The organism is Legionella quateirensis (assembly GCF_001467955.1).
Taxonomy (GTDB): domain Bacteria; phylum Pseudomonadota; class Gammaproteobacteria; order Legionellales; family Legionellaceae; genus Legionella; species Legionella quateirensis.
This window is the reverse complement of the sequence record NZ_LNYR01000031.1, coordinates 21064-44523: the sequence shown is the minus strand read 5'-3', so window position 1 is coordinate 44523 and position 23460 is coordinate 21064. Positions and strand designations below refer to the sequence as shown.

Genomic DNA, 23460 nt, shown 5'->3' with positions numbered 1-23460 from the left:
AGAAATTCCTTAGCCTGGATGATAACTATCGTGATTTAACAATAATGTCGTTTCGAACGCTTTTAACACCACCTACTCCAGCAGCAATAGTTGCAGCTCTTTGTTTTATTCGCGGTGAATCTACAAAACCACTAAGCTGTACCTGATCTTTATACGTCTTAACTTTAACAGCAAATCCATCTGTTCCTAATTGATCAACCAAACTTGCTTTAACTTTTGTAGTCGTCGTTGTGCTGTCAAGGTATTCTCCAGTGCTTTCAGCTTGAGGAGAGGCAGCACAGGCAATAATGATCATGGATATAGATCCCACCAGTAACATCTTCAGTGAGTCAATCATAAAGGCTCCTTAAAGAAAAAACGTTATTAGAGTACCACAAAATTTATCCAGATACGAAGGGGTAATCACCTTGATTAATTTCTATAGACAGGACGTAGAACGCTCCTTTGTGGGATTGGATCCCCGCTTTCGCGAGGATAACCTATCAAAAATGTGGCTCGACCAGAATCAAGTCAAGGGAAATCGAAATCAGAATTGACAACACCCCTTAAGCATGTCCATGGGATTTAGCCTGAACCTCAGAGTTTTTTGGATGTTCCTGGGCATTACCGCGGTTAACCATCCCAGAAGGATTACTTTTGGCTTGATTTGAAACGCCGTTATTTTGAGAATGCTGCAACACAACATTATCATCAGTTGGAGCATGGCCGTGAACAACTCCGGAATTACCCGTATGTCCATGGACAGTTCCTGAATTTCCAGCGTGACCATGAACTGTTCCGGAGTTCCCAGCATGACCATGTACATTTTGTTGTACTTCAACCTGAGCTGAACGAGGTCGTGGGGCAATCAATACCGTATTACCATTGGTTACAGGGTGACCATGATAAACTCCGCCGGTTCGAGCAGGTCGATATACCGGGTTAGCATGATAGTGTCGATTTGGATTTACAGGTCTTACTTCAACTCGTGGAGCTGGAACATAATATCCACGGTCATAATATTGCTCTTCAATTACAGTGCAGGAACTCAGTAAAGGCAGGACTAAAAGACTTGAGACGAGGTATCTCATAAAAAACTCCTCAGAAATAAAAAAGGTTCATCAGTGATGAACCTTTTTTTTGTGATTTATCGGGTTGATAATTCGGCTTTTGCTTGTTTCAAATAAGGAACTACACGAATTGTACTGTTGACATTAGTCCAACCGGAGTAGATGGTGTAAAACGGTGAAGTAATAGTAATGTACATGCCACTATGACAGTAGAAATTATAGAATAAGCTAATATAATGAGGTGACTCATAACGATAAATATTAAAATCTACAGTAGAACCATCATCAAAAGTTCCGAATACATTAACGTCAGTATAACTTTGGTTAATGATTTCAATTTGACAGTACCCAGGATAAGTTACGCCTTTTTGAATGGATTGTTTGTCTTTGCTGTCAGCATTTGGATTAAGGTGAATATTTGCTGCAAAAACATTGGTAAATAAGCTAAAACAAACTAGAAACAATAACGACTTCAACTTCATGGTTTACCCCCTTATTAAGATGGAAGCCGCATAGTAACAAAGTATTCAATTTAGTCAATAGGTTATTTTTATATCCATGAAATAAATAAAAATTGAAACAAATCGAAACAATAAGATGATTAAGTATATCTTTATGTTATATTTGACAAATTCAAAAATTTACCGAATATCTGCAGGGGAAGACAATGAAAAAACGTATGACGATCATGGGAATTACCTTATTGGTTGTTTTCGGTGGGATCATTGCCTTTAATCTAATTAAAGCCATGATGATTAAGCAATTTTTTGCCAGTTACGAACCTCCTGCCGTAACCGTTTCTTCCGCAGTTGCTGAATCAGTGGATTGGTTACCAACCATCAGTGCCATTGGTAATTTCGTTGCGATTAATGGAGTTGATGTCAATTCTGAAGCATCAGGAAATGTAGTTAAAATTGACTTTGAATCAGGTCAATTTGTCAATAAAGATGCGCCATTAATTACAATTGATGACAGCATTGATCAAGCCTTGCTTAAATTTAACCAATCTGAATTAACTCTTAAAGAACTGAATTACAAAAGACAAACGGATTTGTTTAAACGTGGCGCTACTCCCAGTTCAAATGTTGATGAAGCAAAAGCGAATCTTCAACAAGCGCAGGCTAAAGTAGAGCAAATGCAGGCACAAATAAATCAGAAACACATCACTGCCCCTTTTTCCGGCCGCCTTGGAATTCGTCAGGTGAATCTAGGTCAGTACGTCTCCCCGGGACAAACTTCCATTGTTTCACTCCAATCATTGGATCCTCTTTACCTGGAATTCTATATACCAGAACAACTCTATAAACGAGTCCAGTTAAATCAAACCATTTCTTTTTCAGTTGAAGAATTCCCCAATGCACTTTTTGAAGGGACTATATCCGCTGTTAACTCTAAAATTGATTTGAACACACATAACGTTCTTATTCAGGCAACATTACCCAATTGCCCTTCCCTGGCAATCAAAGACCCAACAAAATCATCCCTTATTAAAACTCGTAAGGAAGTCAGGGGAAGCAAACTCGTCATTTCCTGTAACAGTGAAGTCAACCGTCAAAATAAAATAAGTGAATATGTATTTATTCCTGGCATGTTTTCTTCCATTGAAATTCCACAACCGGCGGAACCTAATACAGTAATTGTTCCCTCCACAGCCATATCGTACAGTCTGTATGGAAACTCCATCTACACCATTGAAAAAAATACAGAAGGCAAGAAAAACAAGGATGGTTCGGATCAACTGGTGGTGAATCGTGTATTTGTGGTTACCGGGGAACAACAAGGTAATTATACAGTAGTTAAAAAGGGAATAAAGGCCGGACAACTGGTTGTCAGTACTGGAGATCTAAAATTACAAAATGGAACACCTGTTGTTATCAATAACAGCGTCCAACTGACTGATATCAGTAATCCAGATAGCATGGGACAATAATAGAAATCCTGAGATTTCTCCTGTTTCAAGTGCAGAGCTCAATAATTTGAGCTCTTTAGTTTAATAATTGCTGGTTTTTTTGCAGGATAACTTATGAAATTTACAGATTTATATATCAAGCGCCCGGTGCTTTCGATAGTAGTAAGTATGCTGATTTTTCTATTTGGTATTAACTCCATTAATAAAATGCAGATTCGTCAATACCCACGTATGGATAATACGGTAATCACCATTATTACCGCCTATCCCGGCGCTGACGCAGAGTTGATTGCCGGTTTTATTACTTCACCCCTGGAAAGTTCTGTAGCAAGCGCTGAAGGCATAGACTACATGACATCAACCAGTGATCAAGGTCTGAGTACCATCACCCTCACCATAAAACTGAATTTTGATCCCCAAATCGCTTTTACAGACGTAATGAGTAAAGTCCAGCAAACACTAAATCAGTTACCCAAAGAAGCACAACAGCCCGTGATTCTTAAAAAATCGGATTCATCTACTGCCTTGATGTACATCAGTCTGGACAGTAAGGAAATGACGCCTCAACAAATTACAGACTATGCAACTCGTGTAGTACAACCTCAGTTACAAACTGTTGATGGGGTGGCCAAGGCGGATATTTTGGGCGGAGCGACCTACTCCATGCGTATCTTCATGAATCCGATTAAAATGGCGGCTCTAAACGTTACTCCAGCCGATGTGGCATCTGTACTGGCCAGTAACAATTTCCTCACCGCAGCGGGCAACACTAAAAGTGAATACGTTGCAATTAATATGACCGCGAAAACCGATCTGAACAACGCAGAAGAGTTCAGTAAACTCATCGTAAGAAGCTCCAAAGGCTCCATAGTAAGACTTCGAGATATTGCTAAAATTACTTTAGGCTCTCAAAATTATGACAGTTCAGTAACCTTTAACGGTAAAAAAGCGGTATTTATCTCAATTACCCCAACCCCAACAGCAAACCCGCTGACAGTGATTAGCGATGCCAGAAAACTGATGCCCTCTATCGTAAAAGAATTCCCACCATCATTAACAGGTACAATAGTTTATGATGCGACTGCCTTTATTCGAGCGTCAATCAGTGAGGTGATGCATACCATTATCGAAGCTGGGGTAATCGTTATTATTGTTATCTTTTTATTCCTTGGATCCATTCGTTCTGTGCTGATTCCGGTAGTCACCATACCGCTTTCTCTGGTTGGGGTATGTACTCTCATGCTCATGCTGGGGTATAGCGTTAATCTGCTTACCTTGCTAGCCTTCGTTCTGGCTATTGGTCTGGTGGTTGATGACGCTATTGTCGTTGTAGAGAACGTCCATAGACATATTGAAGAGGGAAAAACCCCTTACGAGGCAGCCATTATAGGGGCCAGAGAAATTGCAACTCCAGTGATCGCGATGACGATTACACTAGCAGCTGTATATGCCCCGATAGGATTTATGGGAGGATTGACAGGTGCTCTGTTTAAAGAGTTTGCTTTTACTTTAGCCTGTTCCGTTATCATCTCTGGAATTATTGCCTTAACCCTATCTCCTATGATGTGCTCTAAAGTATTAACTAAAGAAATAAGCAGTGGAAAATTTGTACACTTCCTGGATGAGTTATTTAATAAACTGAAAATGAAGTACCAGAATGCATTACATCATTTATTAGATACACGATCTATTATGCTTGTTTTTGCTGCGGCTGTTCTCTTGATGCTGCCTTATTTATATAATAACACTGCTGCTGAAACAGCTCCCGATGAAGATCAAGGATTCTTCTTCGTCATGGCAGTAGCGCCTCAATCTGCAACACTTAATTACATAGAGGCATTTACCAAACCTTTTGATGAAATCTATAAAAGCTTTCCCGAAACAGAAAATTACTTTACGGTTAACATGGCGCAACCGATTTCGGGAATGGTGCTGAAACCATGGGATCAAAGATCAACCAACCAATTTGACTTGAAACAACCTCTTCAGAATAAATTATCAAGCATTGCGGGTTTAAATGCTTTTGCGATAGTACCTCCTCCTCTTCCTGGTGGTGGTGGCGGCCCAGCAGTACAATTTGTTATAAAAACTACAAATGACTTCCAGAGTTTATATGATGTTTCGAATAAATTAACGCAACGTGCTAAAAAAAGCGGACTGTTTATCTATATTGATAACTCACTCAAATTCAATCAACCTCAGGTTGAGTATCAAATAAATCGTTCGAAAGCTTCAGAAATGGGGCTGGATATGCGTGCGATAGGAAGCAGTTTAACCAGTGCGCTTTCAGGTAACTACATCAACTATTTTAATCTGGAAGGCCGTAGTTATCAGGTTATACCCCAGCTTGATCGAAAATATCGCCTGACGCCAGAACAATTAGGACAAATCTACGTTAAAACATCAAACGATGTTATGGTTCCACTCTCAACAGTAGTAACCCCGGTTGAAAAAACGCAACCTAATGCCGCAACTCACTTCCAACAATTAAACTCAGCCACCATCCAGGCTGTAATGATGCCAGGGAAAACCTTGGGAGATGGGCTTAGCTTTTTACAAAAAGCAGCTGATGAAACCTTACCTAAAGGATTTACCTATGATTACGGTGGTGAATCAAGACAATTCATGCAGGAAGGAAGCGCTCTGGTATTTGCCTTCCTGTTTGCGATCGTCATTATCTTTTTAGTGCTTTCAGCTCAGTATGAAAGCTTCAGAGATCCTTTAATCGTATTAATCAGCGTGCCCATGTCCATCTGTGGCGCATTAATTCCCCTGAATTTAGGTCTGGCAAGCATTAATATTTATACTCAGGTTGGATTGATTACCTTAATAGGCCTTATCAGTAAGCATGGTATTTTGATTGTTGACTTTGCGAATCATCTGCAACGAGAAAAAAATCTTGATAGACGTGCCGCTGTAGAGGAAGCAGCTGCAATCAGATTAAGACCGATATTAATGACAACCGCAGCAATGGTTTTCGGCGTTGTACCTCTGCTTATTGCAACAGGAGCAGGTGCCGTCAGTCGATTTGATATAGGTCTGGTTATTGCAACTGGCTTGTTAATTGGAACCTGCTTTACTCTGTTTGTGGTTCCAACCATGTATACCTATATTGCCGAAGATCATCGTCATAAACCTGATGAACCCGCGGATGTACACTAGGGTGTGTTGACAATTCATCTATTTATATCCAACGTCCCGCGACTGGTTCCTGAGAGATCCTCAAGGCCAAAACCGCCTACGTACCGCGCTTTATGCGCGGTATCCAGTGCCATGTCACATTTTAATTTGAGTTTGATGCATTGATTAAGCATCTCTGGATACCGCGCATAAAGCGCGGTACGTAGGTACTTTAGCATTTGTTATTTAAAAACATGATCTTACATTTAAATTTTGTGACCATCTCTCAGGACTCGTTCGCGGGATCCAGAGATCGAGTATCATTAACAAACATAATGTATTCATCAAAATTGAACTGGATCCCGCGAACAAATCGCGGGACGTCGAAATTGGAAATATCAACAGCCCCTAGATCACTATCCTACAATAAAGCTGTCAATTCAGATGGCACTGATCCACAGTAAACAGCCCGTATGAACCTCATGATATCCGCCATAATATTGGCCATGATCCCTTAGTCTGTGATAATATTCTCTGTTTTACCAGTACAGGCTCAAACATGGATAAAACCTATTCCCCCGAAGCCATAGAACAGGCTTCCTACAAGAAATGGGAAAGTCACCATTACTTTCAACCCCGAGGTGATGGAAAGCGATTCAGCATTATGCTCCCTCCTCCCAATGTTACAGGTAGTCTGCATATGGGACATGGTTTTCAACACACCATCATGGATGCTTTAACTCGCTATCATCGCATGCTTGGAGACAAAACTCTGTGGCAACCTGGAACGGATCATGCCGGTATTTCTACTCAACTCGTCGTTGAGCGTCAATTAGAAGCACAAGGTATCTCCAGAAAAGATCTCACTCGCGAGCAATTTCTTGAGTACGTGTGGAAATGGAAAAATGAATCAGGAAACACCATTACCCAGCAAATGAGACGTATTGGGGCATCAGTGGATTGGAGCCGCGAACGGTTCACTATGGATGAAGGCCTGTCGGCAGCTGTTCAAAAAGTATTTGTTCAACTCCATGATGAAGGATTGATCTACCGTGGTACTCGTCTGGTCAACTGGGATCCCAAACTCGGTACTGCTGTTTCTGATCTTGAAGTACTTTCTGAAGAGGAAGAAGGATCACTTTGGCATATTCGCTATCCAGTGGTTGATTCCGATGAGTTTGTAGTAGTCGCGACCACACGGCCAGAGACCCTTCTTGGTGACTCTGCAGTGGCAGTCCACCCGGAAGATCCACGATTCAAACATCTGATTGGCAAACAGGTTCATCTGCCACTTTGCGATAGAACTATCCCCATTATAGCCGATGACTATGTGGACATGGAATTTGGCAGTGGCTGCGTCAAAATAACACCAGCACATGATTTTAATGATCATGAAGTTGGCAAACGGCATCAATTACCGTTAATCAATATCTTAACCAAGAAAGCAACAATTAATAAAAATGCGCCATTAAAATATCAGGGTATGGACCGATTTGTTGCCCGTGAGCAAATCATTAAGGATTTGGAACAAACTGGAGCACTGATTAAAACTGAACCGCATCAATTAAAAGTACCACGTGGCGAAAAATCCAATGTAGTTATCGAACCTTTATTAACAGACCAATGGTATGTAAAAACCAAACCATTAGCTGAGCCGGCCATAGCCGCAGTTAAAAAGGGAGAGATCCGTTTTATACCTGAGACCTGGACTAAAACCTATTATCAATGGATGGATAATATCGAAGACTGGTGTATCAGCCGCCAATTGTGGTGGGGACACAGAATTCCAGCCTGGTATGATAACCATGGTAATATTTATGTGGGTTACAGTGAAAATGACGTTCGTTTTAAATATAAAATTGATGATGCCACACCACTAAAGCAGGATGAAGATGTTCTGGATACCTGGTTTTCATCCGCACTATGGCCATTTTCAACACTGGGTTGGCCTGAACGTACTCCTGAACTGGATCAGTTCTATCCGACCTCAGTACTGGTTACAGGATTTGATATTATATTTTTCTGGGTAGCCCGCATGATCATGATGGGCTTGAAATTTACAGGAAAAATTCCCTTTAAAGACATCTTTATTACAGGTTTAATTCGAGACAGTGAAGGACACAAGATGTCCAAATCCAAAGGAAACGTTCTTGATCCTCTGGATATAATCGATGGAATAGATATTGAATCACTTGTTGCAAAACGAACTTCCAATCTCATGCTCACCTCTGTTCGTGACAAAATTATTAAAGCAACCCGCAAGGAATTTCCTGAAGGCATTAACGCTTACGGTACCGATGCATTACGTTTCACCTATTGCTCGCTTGCATCAACCGGCCGTAACGTACGTTTTGACATAGGACGTGTTGAGGGATATCGAAACTTCTGTAATAAATTATGGAATGCAGCCCGCTATGTGTTACTTAATACCGATGAAGAACAAATTGATTTTGGGGATGGCGCGTTCCAATACAGCCCTGCCGATCAATGGATACTGTCACGTTTGCAACGAACTATAGACAAAGTACATCATTATTTTGAAACCTATAGATTTGATTTATTAGCAAATACTCTTTATGAATTCGTATGGCATGAGTATTGTGACTGGTATCTGGAATTATCCAAACCTGTATTACAGGATGAAAATGCACTGAGCGCTATGAAAAGAGGCACTCGCAGAACCCTAATCCATGTGCTGGATCAGATATTAAAATTACTCCATCCTTTAATGCCTTTTATAACAGAAGAAATTTGGCATAGAACTACCAAATTTACTAATGAAAATGGCAATAGCATTATGCTAAGCAGCTATCCTCAGGTCGATGAACAATTTATCAATGATACCATTGAGGAAGAACTGGATTGGCTCAAATCAGCGATTCAAGCCATCCGTACCATTCGTAGTGAGATGTCTATTTCACCTGCTAAATTAATCCCGTTATCGATTCGTAATATAACGCCCACATTAAAAAAACGCGTTGAAAAATATCAGCAAACACTTAAGGCACTCAGCAAAGTGACTGATATACATTATCTGGCTGCTGATGAAAAAATCCCGGTTTCAGCAACAGCTGTTTTGGGTGAAATCGAATTACTCATTCCAATGGCCAATTTAATTGATAAAGAAGCTGAATTAGTTCGTCTGGCGAAAGAAGTAGCCAAACTGGATAAAGATATTAATCTTGCACAAGGCAAATTAAATAATCCCAAATTCACTGATAAAGCTCCTGCAGAAATTATTGCCAAGGAACAGGAAAAACTTTCTCAGGCTCAAATAGCCAAAGACAAACTATTACAGCATAAAATCAGGATTGAAACTTTATAATCACATAAGACATGCATTGCTCAAGAAATATTTGAGTAATGCCTAGTACAACGACTCACTGATTCTGTCCTGAGTGGCTCCGATTCAGTGAAACGTTGGACTAGTTCTCTTCAAACGAAAGGAAGCTCTGGCGAGTGATAACACAGTACAAAACCTTAAAATCGTATACCTTCCCCATTATTTTAGTCATATCAATCGTGATGGGTGGTTTAACAGGATCATTTCTTGATCATGGCGATGCTCTGTGGTTAAAACCGTTTGGCGATATTTTTCTTAATTTGATTTTTACCGCAATAGTTCCATTGATCTTCTTCAGTGTCTCATCTGCAATTGCTCGCGCCGGTTCCATAGGAACACTTGGGTCAATAATGTTTTATATGACAGTAGTATTTCTTTTTACGGGACTAATGGCAGCAATGTACGCAATGATCACCGTACAATTATTCCCTCCTGCTGAAGGAGTATCGTTGCAATTGGTTATGCCAAAACAGATGAATACGATCAGTTTTTCCAGCCAAATTTCCAATATATTCACCGTGTCTGATTTTTCCAAATTATTATCACATGAGCACATTCTTGCTTTAGTCGTCTTCTCGATTCTGGTTGGTCTCGCAGTCGCTGGCTCTAAGGAAAATGGAGCAGCATTTAGAACTTTTTTACAATCAGGTGAAGAAATATTCATGAAGGTTTTTGGGCTAATCATGTATTACGCCCCTATCGGATTTTTTGCTTATTTCGCTGTATTGGTAAGTGAATTGGGAACACAATTGCTGGACAGCTACATTCGTATCACCGTATTGTATTATGCTTCTGGCCTGCTTTATTTTTTAGTGTTCTTCACCTGGTATGCCTATTTAGCCGGGAAAAGTTACGGGATCAAATTATTCTGGAGCAATATCTTCCTTCCCATGATTACTGCAATTGCGACCTGCAGTAGTGCGGCAAGTATTCCAGCGAATTTAGCAGCTACAAAACAAATGAGCGTTGCTCCTGAAATTTATGAAACTGCAATACCACTTGGAACCATTATTCATAAAGACGGCTCAGTGATTGGTGGGATTTTTAAAATTGCTTTTCTGTTTGGGGTATTTCAATTAAATTTTTCCGAATTACCGGTTATTCTCACTGCGTTAGGTGTATCCCTGTTGGTTGGTACTGTCATGGGAGCAATTCCAAGTGGAGGAATGCTTGGGGAATTATTGATCCTGAATGTTTACGGTTTTCCTCCCTCAGTTTTAATAGCAATCGCAGCCATCAGCATCATCATTGACCCCCTCGCAACCATGCTCAATGTAACAGGTAATAGCGTAAGCAGTATGATGATCGCTCGGTTGATTGAAGGAAAGAAATGGTATCATCCAAAAAATGAACCAGCGCAGCCGATGTAAAGCAAGACTCATATAAAACCAAACGAACTGTGATCTACGTTGTACCATCCTTAGGCTATAATCAACTAAGCGGACCCATCTGGATAATTATTATGAACAAAACCGTTTGGTATCTCTCAGGAATTGTATTGTGCCTCCAAACTTTTGCCCTGGGAACTACAGGAACAATTTTAGATCCCAATTTTACTCTGTTACCTTCACCCTTTCCTGTGTATATTCTTAAAGATACTCAAGTAATTAATCACCCATACCCTGGAGCCACTCAGGTACTGTTACCGACGGACAACAGTTATTTTGAACCGCCTGGTTGCTATGTAGCCTGTTATTCGCATAACCCAGGTGTGTACTCTGTTTCTGCAACCATATCAGTAATGGGTCAAATTCGAGTTAAGGGACACTATGTAGAACGTATTTGCCAACCTGATGGCTATAAGGGTAAGGATATCAGTGCCTCTGAGACCTTTACACAACTTTGTGCCGATAAAATACCGAATTGTAAAAACAGTGCTTGTTGGGGAGGCGGTGATACAGGGGGTTGGTTTGGTATTCAATAAATTGAATGCCCAAAACATCTTTATAAAAATCAGGATTAGCTTATGAATCCACATAAAACTTCAGTTAAAAACCTGGGAATAGTACTGTTTCCCAATTTTGAAACACTCGATGTATTTGGGCCGCTGGAAATGTTCGGAATGATCCCCAATTACCTGAACTGTATATTGATTTCCGAGCAAAAGGGATTGATAAAATCAGCACAAGGGCAATCAGTCCTCTCTGACTACAGCTGGCACGAAGCTCCTCATTTGGATCTTCTGCTCGTTCCAGGCGGCATGGGAACACGAACAGAAATTTATAATGAACCATTAATTCATTGGCTTCAAAATCGCTGTGTCAAAGCTGAAATTATCTTATCTGTCTGTACAGGAGCCGCATTACTTGCTAAAGCCGGTATACTTGATGGACATAAGGCAACAACAAACAAACTGGCTTTTGAGTGGGTGACGCAACAAAGTAAACAGGTTCAATGGATAAAAAAAGCACGCTGGGTAGAGGATGGCAAAATCATTACCTCATCAGGAATTTCAGCTGGCATTGACATGAGTCTCTATGTTATTTCACGATTGTTTGGTGAATCAGTCCGCAATGATATCGCTAGAAAAGCAGAATATACCCTTAATACAGACCCAGACAATGATCCGTTCATGATTACCTGACAGAGTTCTACCCAATCACGATGTATGCCCGAAATTATCGAGCATGATATATTGTTCCAGTCTGTAATCCTTCCACACTTTTACTGAACGCACGAGCTACACGTTCAACTGGAACAGGCTCGTATCCGCGAAAATAAGAACCATAGACATCCATTGCTTCGGTTACTACGGTTGGACTTACCGCATTAATCCGAATTCCTCTGGGCATTTCGATGGCTGCAGCTGTAACAAATCCATCAATGCCGCCATTAACCATTGCAGCAGAAGCACCTGCAGCAATAGGATCGTGATTTAAAATACCACTGGTCAGTGTAAAAGACCCCGCATCATTCAAATAGTCCAAACCCAATAAGACGCAATTAACCTGCCCCATCAGCTTACTGTTTAATCCCACATTAAAATCGCTGGTAGTCATTTGGGATAAACCAAGAAAAGTTACTCGTCCCGTAGTCAGGACTACAGCATCTACTCGACCAACTTTTTGATACAGTGTTTTTATCGTTTTAGGATCTTCTATATTTACGGTGTAATCGCCACTGGAATGACCGACGCATATAACCTCATGACGAGGTTTTAATTCTTCAACTACCGCTGAACCGATTAATCCGGTACCGCCTATCACCATAATTTTCATATCCATCCTTAGTATATTTGCAGGAACCAAGATTAATTCTTTTTATATTAATCTACAAGATTGATATCGAAGACTAATCAATTGTACTGGAGGGTTAATCGCTATTTTATTTCACTCATGATTGAAATAATTGTTATAAATGGCAAGATAAGAGCCATCAGACTCCATTTGTAATAAAGCTGAATTAATTTTATTGATCAATTTCTTATTCTTTTTAAGTGCTAATACACCATAACCATTTCCTAAAGGTATGGGAGAGCCTACTAACTTAAATTTACGCATATCATTAAGAGTTATAAATCGAGCCACATTGTTATTTAAAATAATAACGTCGACATTCTTGTTTACCAGTGCAGAAATTAAATCAGGCATGGTTGAGAATTGTTTGATTACGTCTTTCGAACTAAATTGGGAATTAATAAAAGAATAATATAAGGTACTCGTTAAAACACCTATAGTCAGATTCTTAATATCCTTTAAGCTATTAATCGTATCATTATTTTTTAAAGTTACAAATTGAGCATCACTGTTTATATAAGGCAAGCTATATATAAAATCTACTGTGCTGGTTTTTTCTATTGGAATAGCCGAGAACACTAAATCAATAGTACCTTGATTGAGTGATTTAATCTGATCCGCTAATTTTGTCGCTTTATAGGCGCATTTGAGCTTACTACGCTTACAAAGTTCATTCATTAAATCTATATGAAACCCGTAAAAACTTTTACCACCATCGGTCGAAGTAGAAAAAGGAGGAGCAAACCCCATGACGCCAACATTTATTGGAGCACTGTAAACAATAACTGTACTGCACAATAAAATGATACAAATACACAATTTCATACAATAAATCCCTTTTGACGTTATTATAAATCTAGAAGGGGTAGAACATATTGTCAAACAATTGCGCTTAATGGATGTAATAATATCGATTTAGACTATTTACTGACTCTTTATAACTACCTCTTCAAGTGTCTCTATCAATGAAGGTGAATAGTTAACAGGATAAATCAACTGTCATTAGTACCTGTTGGAAGAATATAGAGTGCCAGATAGGTTAATAATTGAAACCCTCCTTGTACCATATGGTTTTCTTCCAAATCAAATTTCATAATCAATTGATCTGCTAAAAACATCGCTAACCAAAAACTGAGTGAAATAATAAAGGCTGTATCCGCTCTTTTCATCCATCGCTCGGTTTCCTGATTCATAGCAAGACAGGTCCAGATAAACGCGAGTGAGGAAATGAATGACCATATCATGATCCCGGCAAAACACAGCTGTGGAACCAAAGCGGGTACCTGATACATTTTTAAAGATTCGACCAGAAATGGATAATTAGCATCGGGAGCCCAACTTTCTTTAATCAACTGCAAATGAGCAAACATACCAATAAAATCAGTCCAAAATGTCAAAATCCACCAAAGAGTCCAAAAAATAATGATGGTTTTTTTAAACCAGACTATGTGCCGATCTTGATAGTACACTATTGAATTATCCCTAAACGTGTTTTACTCGATATTATCCTTATTTATTAGTCGATGTCACCTAATCCAGAAAAGAGTATTGTGTTAAATTAGTACATCGAGTCGACGATCTTCCCTATCTTGCTTCAATTGTACAGAAAAATCCGAAGATACTTTACTTAGAGCAAATAGAGCGCCCGCTCCTGCTCCAATAATTGAAGAATAGATGGGAATAAATTCCGAAATTGCAGGGGTAATTCTGTTAACGTGTCGATTACGGGAAAAATGAAGAAATTCCTCGGCATCAGGAACATAGCCGTCTACAAGATCAACAGCATCATGTTTCTCCTGAGCAAATTGAACAATTGAGTTTTTACAGGCAAATGCTGTTCCGAACCCTAAAATAGCACCAAGAAGCCCATACTGTACTGTATGTTTAATTACCTTGGGAACGTAGCGGACTGTAAACAATAAATCATTATAGAGATCAGGAGCAACACAGCTAATGGTCATAAAACGGTCTTATTAATTAAATAGTGACCCATTATACTCTATTGGCACAAATCAAATCCAGTTGTTTTTTATTTATACATTATGGAAAGAAGAATACTCTAACCTCAGATTTTATGTTTGCAAACTCTGTGACTGATCCACCAAGCCAGAACGAAGGTAGTAAATACCCCTAGATAGACACCTTTTTCCTTCCATTCTGGCCCTACCAACTGCAAAGCATCAGGACTATGGAAAATAGAAAAGGGTATAGCGAGCACTACATCCATTATTGCAGAACCAGCAACCAAACCGCAGGCGATTAAAGTACCTTTTTGTTTTCGGGTTATCGCTTCTTCTGGACCTGTCTTCATTTTCTGTAACCGTTTTTGCACAAATAAAGCAATCATCCCGCCTATAAATAAAGGAAAAGATGAAGACAAAGGCAAATACATTCCAATAGCTATACCAAGGATTGATAAATTCAGAATACGTTTTAAATTAAAAATACGATTCAAGACTATAGCGAGTAAAATAATTAAAGAACCAAAAAACATCATGTTCCAGGGCAATGAATTTCTAAAAACAGCTTCGGTAATTGCTGCCATCAATGCGGCCGTTGGAGCAGGCAAAGTCTGAGTGACATCCATACCAGGATGAGGCATAACTCCAGCGATTCCATACACATTGAATAATAATTGCATTACAGGAGGAATCACTAAAGCAGAAACGATCACTCCCAGCAATAACATGACTTGTTGACGCCAAGGGGTTGCTCCGACTAATTGCCCTACTTTCAAATCCTGAGTATTGTCGTTGGCAATTGCGGCGATACCCGTCACCACCGAACCAATAATAATAGTAATCGCTTCTGCAGCCTGTATTTGATGAGCACTTAAAGGAAGAGGCAATAAATGATCAATCGCGGTTAATAGTAACCATGCAGCAAACAGCATCCCGGAAATAACCACAGAGCTGCCTGGGCTTGCTGTTACTCCAACCATGCCGGAAAAATAGGCAGTAATAACAGAAAAAAGAAATCCAATAACCAAAACATAAACCACACCAAAGAACACTAGGGTCGGAGAGTAAGTGTTATCCAGTCCTACTTGACCTAAAGGAAAGATAAACTGGAAAAATAAAAACAGAATGGCTGCTATGGTTCCTACACCCATAAAGATAAAAGGTAGCGGTATATCTTTATCTGTTCGCAAAATATCCTTATCGGCATTGTTTTTTGAGATAAAAGCGCTTAAGGATCCTTTAATGCTTTTGGTTAATGGTTTTATTAATTTAATAAACGTCCACATTCCAGCGAACAACATGGCACCAATCCCCAAATAGCGCATTTCGCTATTCCATAATAAGGTCGTCGCCTGTTCGGGAGGATATTGAGTAATAAAATCAGGGTAAAACTGACTGACTATAGGTAAGGCGACCAACCAGGATATGACAGCCCCAAGAAAAATACTGATGGCCATATCATGTCCGACAAGATATCCAGCGCCTATCATTGTTGCTGAAAAACCAGCACCCAGACCAAACAAAGACCTTTTTACAACAAACCAGTAACCCCAACTATTGGCTACCAATTTGAATCCAATTTGCAGCAACTCAATAAAACCACCTATAGCGCCACCAATAAAAATGTCCTTTATACCAGCCTTCTCAGCAGAAGATTTCAAAACTTCAGCAATTGCGCGCCCCTCAGGAAATTTCAAAGATTGGTCATTTACCAAAATTCGGCGCAATGGAATTGAAAATAAAACGCCCAATATGCCACCGCAAGCGGCAATAAAGAAATTGGTGAGATAATCAAAATGGTTCCAAAATCCAATAATAATCAAGGCAGGAATTGTATAAACAATACCGCCTGCAACTGCCTCTCCGGCAGAAGCAGCGGTTTGCACCGCATTATTCTCAAGAATGCTGGAGTTTTTAAATAAGCGCAAAATCCCCATAGAAATAATAGCCGCAGGAATAGATGCCGACGTTAAAATACCTAATTTGAGTGCAAGATAAGCATTAGACATCGCTAATAATACGGTAAGTACTATTGCCAAGAGGATGACTCTCAACGTTAATTCTGGTACCTGTTGATTCGCGGCTATAAAGGGGGTATCAGACATTAATTACCCCACACTGATTTTGCAATTTCAGATGTGACAAACCTGGAGATTAAAGACAACGGAATCTTCACGGTTTGTTCGCCATAGACATATGCGGCAACCTGATAACTATTAAAAATTATGGCGATACCTTTAGGGGTAAAATACCAGACTGAGTAATTTTTAGCAGTAGGCTTGGTACCGTCATTAATCCAATTGTCATCTGAAATATTTTTTTCGGTAATGTTCTTTTTAGCAAAAGCAGCAATAGGCGTCAAATAATCAGATCCTGCTACAAATAAATCAGCCAGATTAACGTTTTTTCCATTGACAAAATTTTTCACCACAACCGTGTTTGAAGGATGTGCCGCGCCTTTATGAAAAATGGATATATCAAAGCGAACACTTAAGGCCGTTGGTGTTTTATAAGGGACTGAATAAGTAATATTAAGCCCTGTTTTACCAGGGGCATCAGCAGGAGTGGATGCATCTTCTGATAACTCACCCATAAAACTGTTTTGCGTCTTTGCGATAAACTCTTTTATCGATGCATTAACTGAGGGAGATTTAAAACCCTGAGGATATTTAATATCAAGAATGTATTGCGCGGTTTCCTGTTTAATCACTACAGGAGTGATGGAATAGGCCAGCAATGAATTTAATATCAGACCTAAAATCAGACCCGTTTTAAGTACCCGATTCATTCGATTAATCATTATTTAACTCCTGATCACTATTTGTATTGGATAACCACTCACCCGCTATCATCGTCTTGTGTGACAATGGGTAAGCGAAATAATAACAAAGAGACGCACTATCAGTTATAGACCATAATACCAAATCTGCTGCCTTACCCTGTTCAATGAGTCCCGTTTCCTGTTCCAAACCTAAAGCTTTTGACGCTTGAGCAGTTACTGCAGACAATACCTCAGGAATGGACATTCCAAAAAACTGACAGGCCATGCTCATCATTAACAATAACGAAGTAGTGGGCGATGAGCCTGGATTTGAGTCCGTTGCAATGGCCATTCGAACTCCTGCCTGTCGCAATAACTCAACAGGAGGCGTTCTCTTTTCACGTAAAAAATAGAACGCTCCCGGAAGCAACACGGCTACCGTATCTGATTTTGCCATGGCAGCAGCCCCTGCTTCATCCAGAAATTCAAGATGATCACAGGATAACGCTCCTGAATTAGCGGCCAATACACTTGCCCCAAGGTTGGATAATTGTTCTGCATGACATTTAATCGGTAGATTCAATGCACGCGCAGCTGCAAATATCTGTTCCGTTTGCGCTACTGAAAAAGCAATAGACTCACAAAAAACATCTACAGCATCAACCAATCCCATTTCGGTGATTGATGGCAACATGTCCTGACAGAGATAATCAACATAAGCCTGACTGTTTCCTTTATATTCCGGACCTATGGCATGTGCACCTAAAAAAGTGGTCTTCACTCTTAATCCGCTTAGCTCGCCAAGACGTCTGGCAACTTGAAGCATTTTCATCTCATTAACCAAGTCCAGACCATATCCCGACTTGATTTCAACCGTAGTCACACCTTCATTTCGCAACGCAAGTATTCTGGGTAAGGATTGTTGAATCAGTTCCTCTTCAGAAGCAGCCCGAGTATGCTTTACCGTAGAAAGGATTCCACCACCCGATTTGGCAATCTCGGCATAACTCACCCCTTCCAGCTTCATTCGAAACTCGGAAGCTCTGTTACCCGCATAAACAAGATGAGTATGACAGTCAATCAAGCCGGGAGTGATCAATTTACCTGAACAATCCTCTTGCTGTCCTGCTCGCTCGATAAATTCGCTTGGCAGATCCCCCATGAAACCGCACCATTTTATCCGGCCGTTCTGAATAGCAATCGCCTGGTTCTGCAATGGTAACCCTTGTGCCGTGATAGTCGTCGCATTCACTAATAATTTATCGCAGGCAAACATTAGAAATCCCAATGAAGAACTTGATGTGGTGGTTTAAGCCAGGACGCATGATGTGATGATTCATAGATATCCCATTCTTTAGAAACATAGGTTTCTTCATCAATTTCCAGCAAGAGCCAGGATAAAAATTCCGCGACTGTATCCGGAGAGATTAACCTGTTGTGCTGTTTTAAACGTTTATAAAAATCAACTTGTTCAGGATCCATATTGGAGCCATTTCTGGCAATTGCCTGCATTTCGGTATCAATAATACCAGGCATTACACTAGCAAACGATACTGCACCGGATTCCAGCTGCCAGCATCGAGTCAGCATTGCCAGTGCAGCTTTGGAAACACAATATGCTGCCCATCCTTTTATGGGAAAATATGCTGCTCCAGAACCAATGTTTAACACTCGACCATGCTGTAATTTATCAGCTAACAGTTGTGGTAAAAAAAGAGGAGCATCGAGATTTGTAGCAAGAGTCTGATGCCAGTCGGTCAAGGGGATATCCTGGATAGAAACAAGTGGTTCCAATGATCCGGCATTGTTAACCAAAGCGCTTATTTGAGGTATATTATTCAGATAGTCTCTTATCAACTCTCGGCCTTCACTGGTGGATACATCGGCGCATAAATATTTAATCGAAGTAAACGCGGCAGCAGTTTCCTGCAATAAAGACTCACGTCGGCCTATTATCAATACTGATTTACCGCGTTCAGCCAAATTCAAAGCTAAAGCCCTTCCTATTCCACTTCCTCCACCAGTAATAATAAACACGCTTTCCTCATTCACTATTCGACGATATGCGCAGATAATACCAGACATTGAACTAACATGGCATAAATTTAATACATAGGAGAAGTAGATGTTTGAATATCTACCCAATTATCAAAGAGCCAATCCCTCTCTTTGGCAAGGAAGAAAAGATACAGTAAATGAAGAGCGTTTTTTTCAAAAAATTCAATTTTTAAATGATGAAAACGAACTGATCACTGAGGATAAAAAAACCATTTTTCTCGGCTTTGCCAGTGATGCTGGTATCAAAAGAAATCTCGGCAGACCAGGAGCTCAATTGGGTCCAGATCAACTCAAACAACACCTGGCGAAGTTACCCTGTCCCTATGATCATCACTTTATTGATCTTGGCAACATTACCTGTGTCGATGATGATCTGGAGTCGGCTCAAACGCAATTCGCCGAATTAATACACCGTTGTGTTCAACAAGGGCATAAAACAATTGCTTTTGGTGGAGGACATGAAATTGCCTGGGCCCATTTTCAGGGCTTGTCTCGTCATTATTCTAAAATAGGTATAATCAACTTTGATGCCCATTTTGATCTTCGTCCCTATCAAGCAGGTCAACCCGGTAATTCTGGCACCCCGTTTTCTCAAATTGCAGAACACTGTAAAACCAATAAACTACCCTTTGAATACTGTTGTATAGGAATTCAAAAATTTGGAAATACGCCGTCACTCTTCAGCCGTGCCAAAGAATTAAATGTCAATTATCTCACTGCTGAAGAACTTAACGAACAAAGCCAGGCCTGGCAAATTGCGTTCCTTGATGATTTTATGCTTAATCTGGATCACATCTATCTGACTATTTGTCTTGATGTCCTTGCTGAGTGTTATGCACCAGGCGTAAGTGCGCCTCAAACCCTGGGACTCACCCCCTGGCAAATACTTCCTTTGCTTAAATATATTATGCAAAGCGGAAAAGTCATCAGTCTTGATATTGCTGAACTTTCTCCACCACTGGATCAAGAACAAAAAACTGCTAGACTAGCAGCTCTTATTATCGCAGAATTGTTAGATACTAATTAAGGAGTATAATTCATGAAGAAAACGATGCTGTGGGGTGCTTTATGTACACTTATATGTACTCAAGTACATGCAGAAGCAACCCAACAAGCTGTGCAGGCACAAACTCCAGGCGCAACCAATAGCGCTGTGACAACAAACCAAACGCCTGCTGCGAATCAAAATACACCAACTAACCAGACCAATCAGACGAATCAAAGCAACCAACCAGCACAGCAGGTTCAAACCACCAATCAGCAACCCGCTCAAAACGCTCAACAAAATCAAACCAGTCAGCCTCAAGCAACCCAGCCTGTGCAAACGACGACACAACAACCGACTCAAAATGTAGAGCCCCAGACAACACAACAGGTTCCTGTTGAGCAGCAACCAGTTTCCCAACCAATCAATTGCGACTATAAAATTTCTGCTGATACCAAAACTATAGATCAAGCTCTGGTCTTAACCTGGTCCGAAAAAGCGGCTACTCAGGCCTTTGATTTTGAACCAGCGTCTCTGGATGCTCAACTTCAAAAACTGCAAGCATGCTTTACTGATCAAGGATGGCAAGGATTTAACTCCGCCTTACAAAAATCAGGTAATATCGAAGCCATTAAATTGCAAAATTTGACTGTCAGCAGTCAACTGGATGGTCAGGCTCAAGTGACTGAAGCGACTGCAAATGAGTGGAAAATAACCCTGCCTTTGCAAGTAGTCTATCAAAATAATAAAGAAAAAGTGACGCAATTACTGATTGTGAATTTAACCATAGGTCGAAAAATGTCAGGTGATCTGGGTATCACTCAAATGATTGCTACTCCCAGAACATCAGTGACCATGCCACAATCAAACGATGCGAATACGACCACTAATCCAACCAGCACATCAACCACTCCCAATAATGTGGATACGGGCACACCACCGGCGAATACTGGCACAGAGGTTAACCCGACCAATACGAACACAACCCCGACAAACACCAATTCGGGTACTACCACTCCTGGAAATACTACTACACCAACTACACCGGCTAATTCAGGAACTCCATCGTCTTCAATTAATAACGGTTCCAATCAGCAAAATCCAGGTTCAGGAACGACTACTACTCCCAGCACAACTAATTAAGACATTAAACAAGCAGCATCCTGTAAACAGCATGCTGCTCTGATGATAGGAAAATCATGCGGAAATTATCTACAGGAGTTTTATGTATTTTAGCCTTTAGTGCACATGCAAACGTAATACAGTATTTTGCAGGTATCAGCTATAATAATCCCTCCGAATTATTTAAAGTTAAAAAAGAAAGTTTTATTGTTGGTGGAACCGGCTTCTATGGTGATTTAACATTTAAAGGCAGCGCACTCAATTTTAATACCTTTCAATACGACACTGGTGTTGGCCATTCACGAACCTACACTTTATTGCCCTATGGGCGCATTGCCAAACGATTCAATGATAAAACTGTTTTTGCTCTGGATGTAACTGAACCATTCAATTCAAATCTGGATTGGGGCAACGATACTTTTACTAAATATGCAGTGACACAAAACTACCTTACCGATGTCGATGTTAGTCCCAAAATGTCGTACGCCTTTAATCAAAACCTTCAGTTTGGCGGCGGTTTAAATTTCAACTTTCTGCTAAATAATGAAATAAACTGGGCTTTTCCTACAGGCCAGTTTACTTATTCCAACCTGGTCAATAAAACGCACAGTTTTGGTTTAGGCTATAACCTCGGAGCGACTTACATCATCAATCAAACCAACTTCCTTGGTTTGACTTATTATTCAAGAATTGTACAAAAAACGACGGGTTATAGTGTTCTAGGTTCCAATTACAGTAATAATCTGTCATTGAGTTTCAATATGCCAGCAACTACGATTGCAAGCTATGTTCATATTTTCAATCCAACCTGGCTTGTTAACCTTCAGGTATTTCAAAGTGAATGGAATGTGAATCAATATGCCCGTATTTTTAATACTGCGGCTCCACCTCCATTCAGTAACTTTGTGTTTGATATGCATTTCGGCAAATCTTATGCCTATCTTGCTGCAGTTCGAAACCAGTTTTCTGAGAAATTAGGAATTACTCTGGCGGGGATGATTGATGATGGACCTGAGCATGACAGCTTAAGAACTATTGTGTTTCCTTCTGATACACAATATTTCCTTGGATTGATTGGTGACTACCATGTCAACACCAATACTACGGTCGAACTGATTTATGGCCATGTATTGTCCTATCCATCCATTCAAAACAGAGTAATGGCAAATAACGCTTCGATTCCATTTACCACTGGATTTGTTAACATCCACGCCAACATTGTCGATCTTAAATTAAAAATTGAAGCATAAAATCAGAATCTGATGGCAATTTATAAGTAATTCTCAACGTCCCGCGAATAAGTCGCGGGATCCCGGATTCATTAGGTCATACTCGCCACTCGCTGCAATCTCCCGTCACCCTCCGCAATCTCTCCTCACCCTCCGCAATCTCCCGTCACCCTCCGCAATCTCCCGACACCCTCCGCAATCTCCCGTCACCCTCCGCAATCTCCCGTCACCCTCCGCAATCTCCCGTCACCCTCCGCGATATCCCATCACCCTCCGCGATATCCCGTCACCCTCCGCGATATCCCATCACCCTCCGCGATATCCCGTCACCCTCCGCGATATCCCGTCTCCCTCCGCGATATCCCATCACCCTCCGCGATATCCCATCACCCTCCGCGATATCCCGTCACCCTCCGCGATATCCCGTCACCCTCCGCGTAGGCGGAGGGTCCATAATGGTAAATCCAATACTGAAAATCCAAAACACATTTTCATATCAGTATATTGCAACTTATATAAATGAAAATCTTATATTCTGGTATTACATCAAATCGCATCAAGAGGAATGAGGAACTCACGAATAATGTAGTTTTGACACAAATAAATTGATAAAGAATGGACCCTCCGCCTTCGCGGAGGGTGACGATCATGACAGCGGAGAGTGACGATGATGACAGCAGAGAGTGA

20 protein-coding genes are annotated in these 23460 nt (G+C 40.4%); 9 read left to right on the top strand and 11 right to left on the bottom strand.

What is annotated here, in order from left to right; translation table 11 throughout:
- Positions 1 to 25: 25 nt before the first annotated feature.
- The 3 genes from Lqua_RS09870 to Lqua_RS09860 all read right to left on the bottom strand — a co-directional run bounded on the left by Lqua_RS09870 (position 26) and on the right by Lqua_RS09860 (position 1531).
- Complete coding sequence (locus Lqua_RS09870; RefSeq protein WP_058474114.1) at positions 26 to 337, bottom strand: BON domain-containing protein; 312 nt, start codon at positions 335 to 337, stop codon at positions 26 to 28.
- A gap of 208 nt (positions 338 to 545) precedes the next feature.
- Positions 546 to 1070, bottom strand: coding sequence for a hypothetical protein (locus Lqua_RS09865; protein ID WP_058474113.1), 525 nt, complete (start codon positions 1068 to 1070; stop codon positions 546 to 548).
- A gap of 56 nt (positions 1071 to 1126) precedes the next feature.
- Positions 1127 to 1531: a hypothetical protein gene (locus tag Lqua_RS09860; protein WP_058474112.1), complete on the bottom strand. Its 405-nt coding sequence runs from the start codon at positions 1529 to 1531 to the stop codon at positions 1127 to 1129.
- A gap of 185 nt (positions 1532 to 1716) precedes the next feature.
- Here Lqua_RS09860 and Lqua_RS09855 point away from each other — a divergent pair, with 185 nt between their 5' ends.
- The 6 genes from Lqua_RS09855 to Lqua_RS09830 all read left to right on the top strand — a co-directional run bounded on the left by Lqua_RS09855 (position 1717) and on the right by Lqua_RS09830 (position 12005).
- Positions 1717 to 2979 (top strand): efflux RND transporter periplasmic adaptor subunit, encoded by a 1263-nt coding sequence (locus tag Lqua_RS09855; protein WP_058474111.1) that lies wholly within the window; start codon positions 1717 to 1719, stop codon positions 2977 to 2979.
- A 93-nt stretch (positions 2980 to 3072) separates the two neighbouring features.
- The gene (locus Lqua_RS09850) at positions 3073 to 6120 is read left to right on the top strand and encodes an efflux RND transporter permease subunit (RefSeq protein ID WP_058474110.1); all 3048 of its coding nucleotides are present in this window, start codon (positions 3073 to 3075) and stop codon (positions 6118 to 6120) included.
- Between the two features lie 517 nt (positions 6121 to 6637).
- A complete protein-coding gene (locus tag Lqua_RS09845) occupies positions 6638 to 9403 on the top strand; it encodes a valine--tRNA ligase (RefSeq protein WP_058474109.1) in 2766 nt (921 codons plus the stop codon).
- Positions 9404 to 9537: 134 nt separating this feature from the next.
- Positions 9538 to 10791, top strand: coding sequence for a dicarboxylate/amino acid:cation symporter (locus tag Lqua_RS09840; RefSeq protein ID WP_058474108.1), 1254 nt, complete (start codon positions 9538 to 9540; stop codon positions 10789 to 10791).
- 92 nt (positions 10792 to 10883) lie between these two features.
- On the top strand, positions 10884 to 11345 hold the full coding sequence (locus Lqua_RS09835; RefSeq protein WP_058474107.1) for a hypothetical protein: 462 nt from the start codon (positions 10884 to 10886) through the stop codon (positions 11343 to 11345).
- A gap of 42 nt (positions 11346 to 11387) precedes the next feature.
- Complete coding sequence (locus Lqua_RS09830; RefSeq protein ID WP_058474106.1) at positions 11388 to 12005, top strand: DJ-1/PfpI family protein; 618 nt, start codon at positions 11388 to 11390, stop codon at positions 12003 to 12005.
- Between the two features lie 34 nt (positions 12006 to 12039).
- Here Lqua_RS09830 and Lqua_RS09825 read toward each other — a convergent pair whose 3' ends face one another.
- From Lqua_RS09825 to Lqua_RS09790, 8 genes are all read right to left on the bottom strand, one after another.
- Complete coding sequence (locus Lqua_RS09825) at positions 12040 to 12639, bottom strand: short chain dehydrogenase (RefSeq protein WP_058474105.1); 600 nt, start codon at positions 12637 to 12639, stop codon at positions 12040 to 12042.
- 111 nt (positions 12640 to 12750) lie between these two features.
- Positions 12751 to 13482, bottom strand: a complete 732-nt coding sequence (locus tag Lqua_RS09820; RefSeq protein WP_058474104.1) for a transporter substrate-binding domain-containing protein — start codon at positions 13480 to 13482, stop codon at positions 12751 to 12753.
- A 167-nt stretch (positions 13483 to 13649) separates the two neighbouring features.
- On the bottom strand, positions 13650 to 14126 hold the full coding sequence (locus Lqua_RS09815) for a hypothetical protein (protein WP_058474103.1): 477 nt from the start codon (positions 14124 to 14126) through the stop codon (positions 13650 to 13652).
- Positions 14127 to 14210: 84 nt separating this feature from the next.
- Positions 14211 to 14618, bottom strand: a complete 408-nt coding sequence (locus tag Lqua_RS09810; RefSeq protein WP_058474102.1) for a hypothetical protein — start codon at positions 14616 to 14618, stop codon at positions 14211 to 14213.
- A gap of 104 nt (positions 14619 to 14722) precedes the next feature.
- The gene (locus Lqua_RS09805; protein ID WP_058474101.1) at positions 14723 to 16723 is read right to left on the bottom strand and encodes an OPT family oligopeptide transporter; all 2001 of its coding nucleotides are present in this window, start codon (positions 16721 to 16723) and stop codon (positions 14723 to 14725) included.
- Positions 16723 to 17418: a DUF3298 and DUF4163 domain-containing protein gene (locus Lqua_RS09800; RefSeq protein WP_083501304.1), complete on the bottom strand. Its 696-nt coding sequence runs from the start codon at positions 17416 to 17418 to the stop codon at positions 16723 to 16725. The genes Lqua_RS09805 and Lqua_RS09800 overlap by 1 nt, the downstream gene beginning before the upstream one ends.
- Complete coding sequence (gene hutI, locus Lqua_RS09795) at positions 17411 to 18655, bottom strand: imidazolonepropionase (RefSeq protein ID WP_058474100.1); 1245 nt, start codon at positions 18653 to 18655, stop codon at positions 17411 to 17413. The genes Lqua_RS09800 and hutI overlap by 8 nt, the downstream gene beginning before the upstream one ends.
- Positions 18655 to 19464, bottom strand: coding sequence for an SDR family NAD(P)-dependent oxidoreductase (locus tag Lqua_RS09790; protein WP_115148768.1), 810 nt, complete (start codon positions 19462 to 19464; stop codon positions 18655 to 18657). Before Lqua_RS09790 ends, hutI begins: the two co-directional genes overlap by 1 nt.
- 40 nt (positions 19465 to 19504) lie before the next feature.
- Between Lqua_RS09790 and hutG the strand changes: the two genes are divergently transcribed.
- The 3 genes from hutG to Lqua_RS09775 are packed head-to-tail and all read left to right on the top strand — an operon-like array spanning position 19505 to position 22794.
- Entirely contained in the window at positions 19505 to 20464 is a 960-nt protein-coding gene (gene hutG / locus Lqua_RS09785; RefSeq protein ID WP_058474098.1) for a formimidoylglutamase, read from the top strand.
- A 12-nt stretch (positions 20465 to 20476) separates the two neighbouring features.
- Entirely contained in the window at positions 20477 to 21565 is a 1089-nt protein-coding gene (locus tag Lqua_RS09780) for a DotI/IcmL family type IV secretion protein (protein WP_065240166.1), read from the top strand.
- 56 nt (positions 21566 to 21621) lie between these two features.
- Positions 21622 to 22794: an OmpP1/FadL family transporter gene (locus tag Lqua_RS09775; RefSeq protein ID WP_058474097.1), complete on the top strand. Its 1173-nt coding sequence runs from the start codon at positions 21622 to 21624 to the stop codon at positions 22792 to 22794.
- The last annotated feature ends 666 nt before the right edge of the window (positions 22795 to 23460 follow it).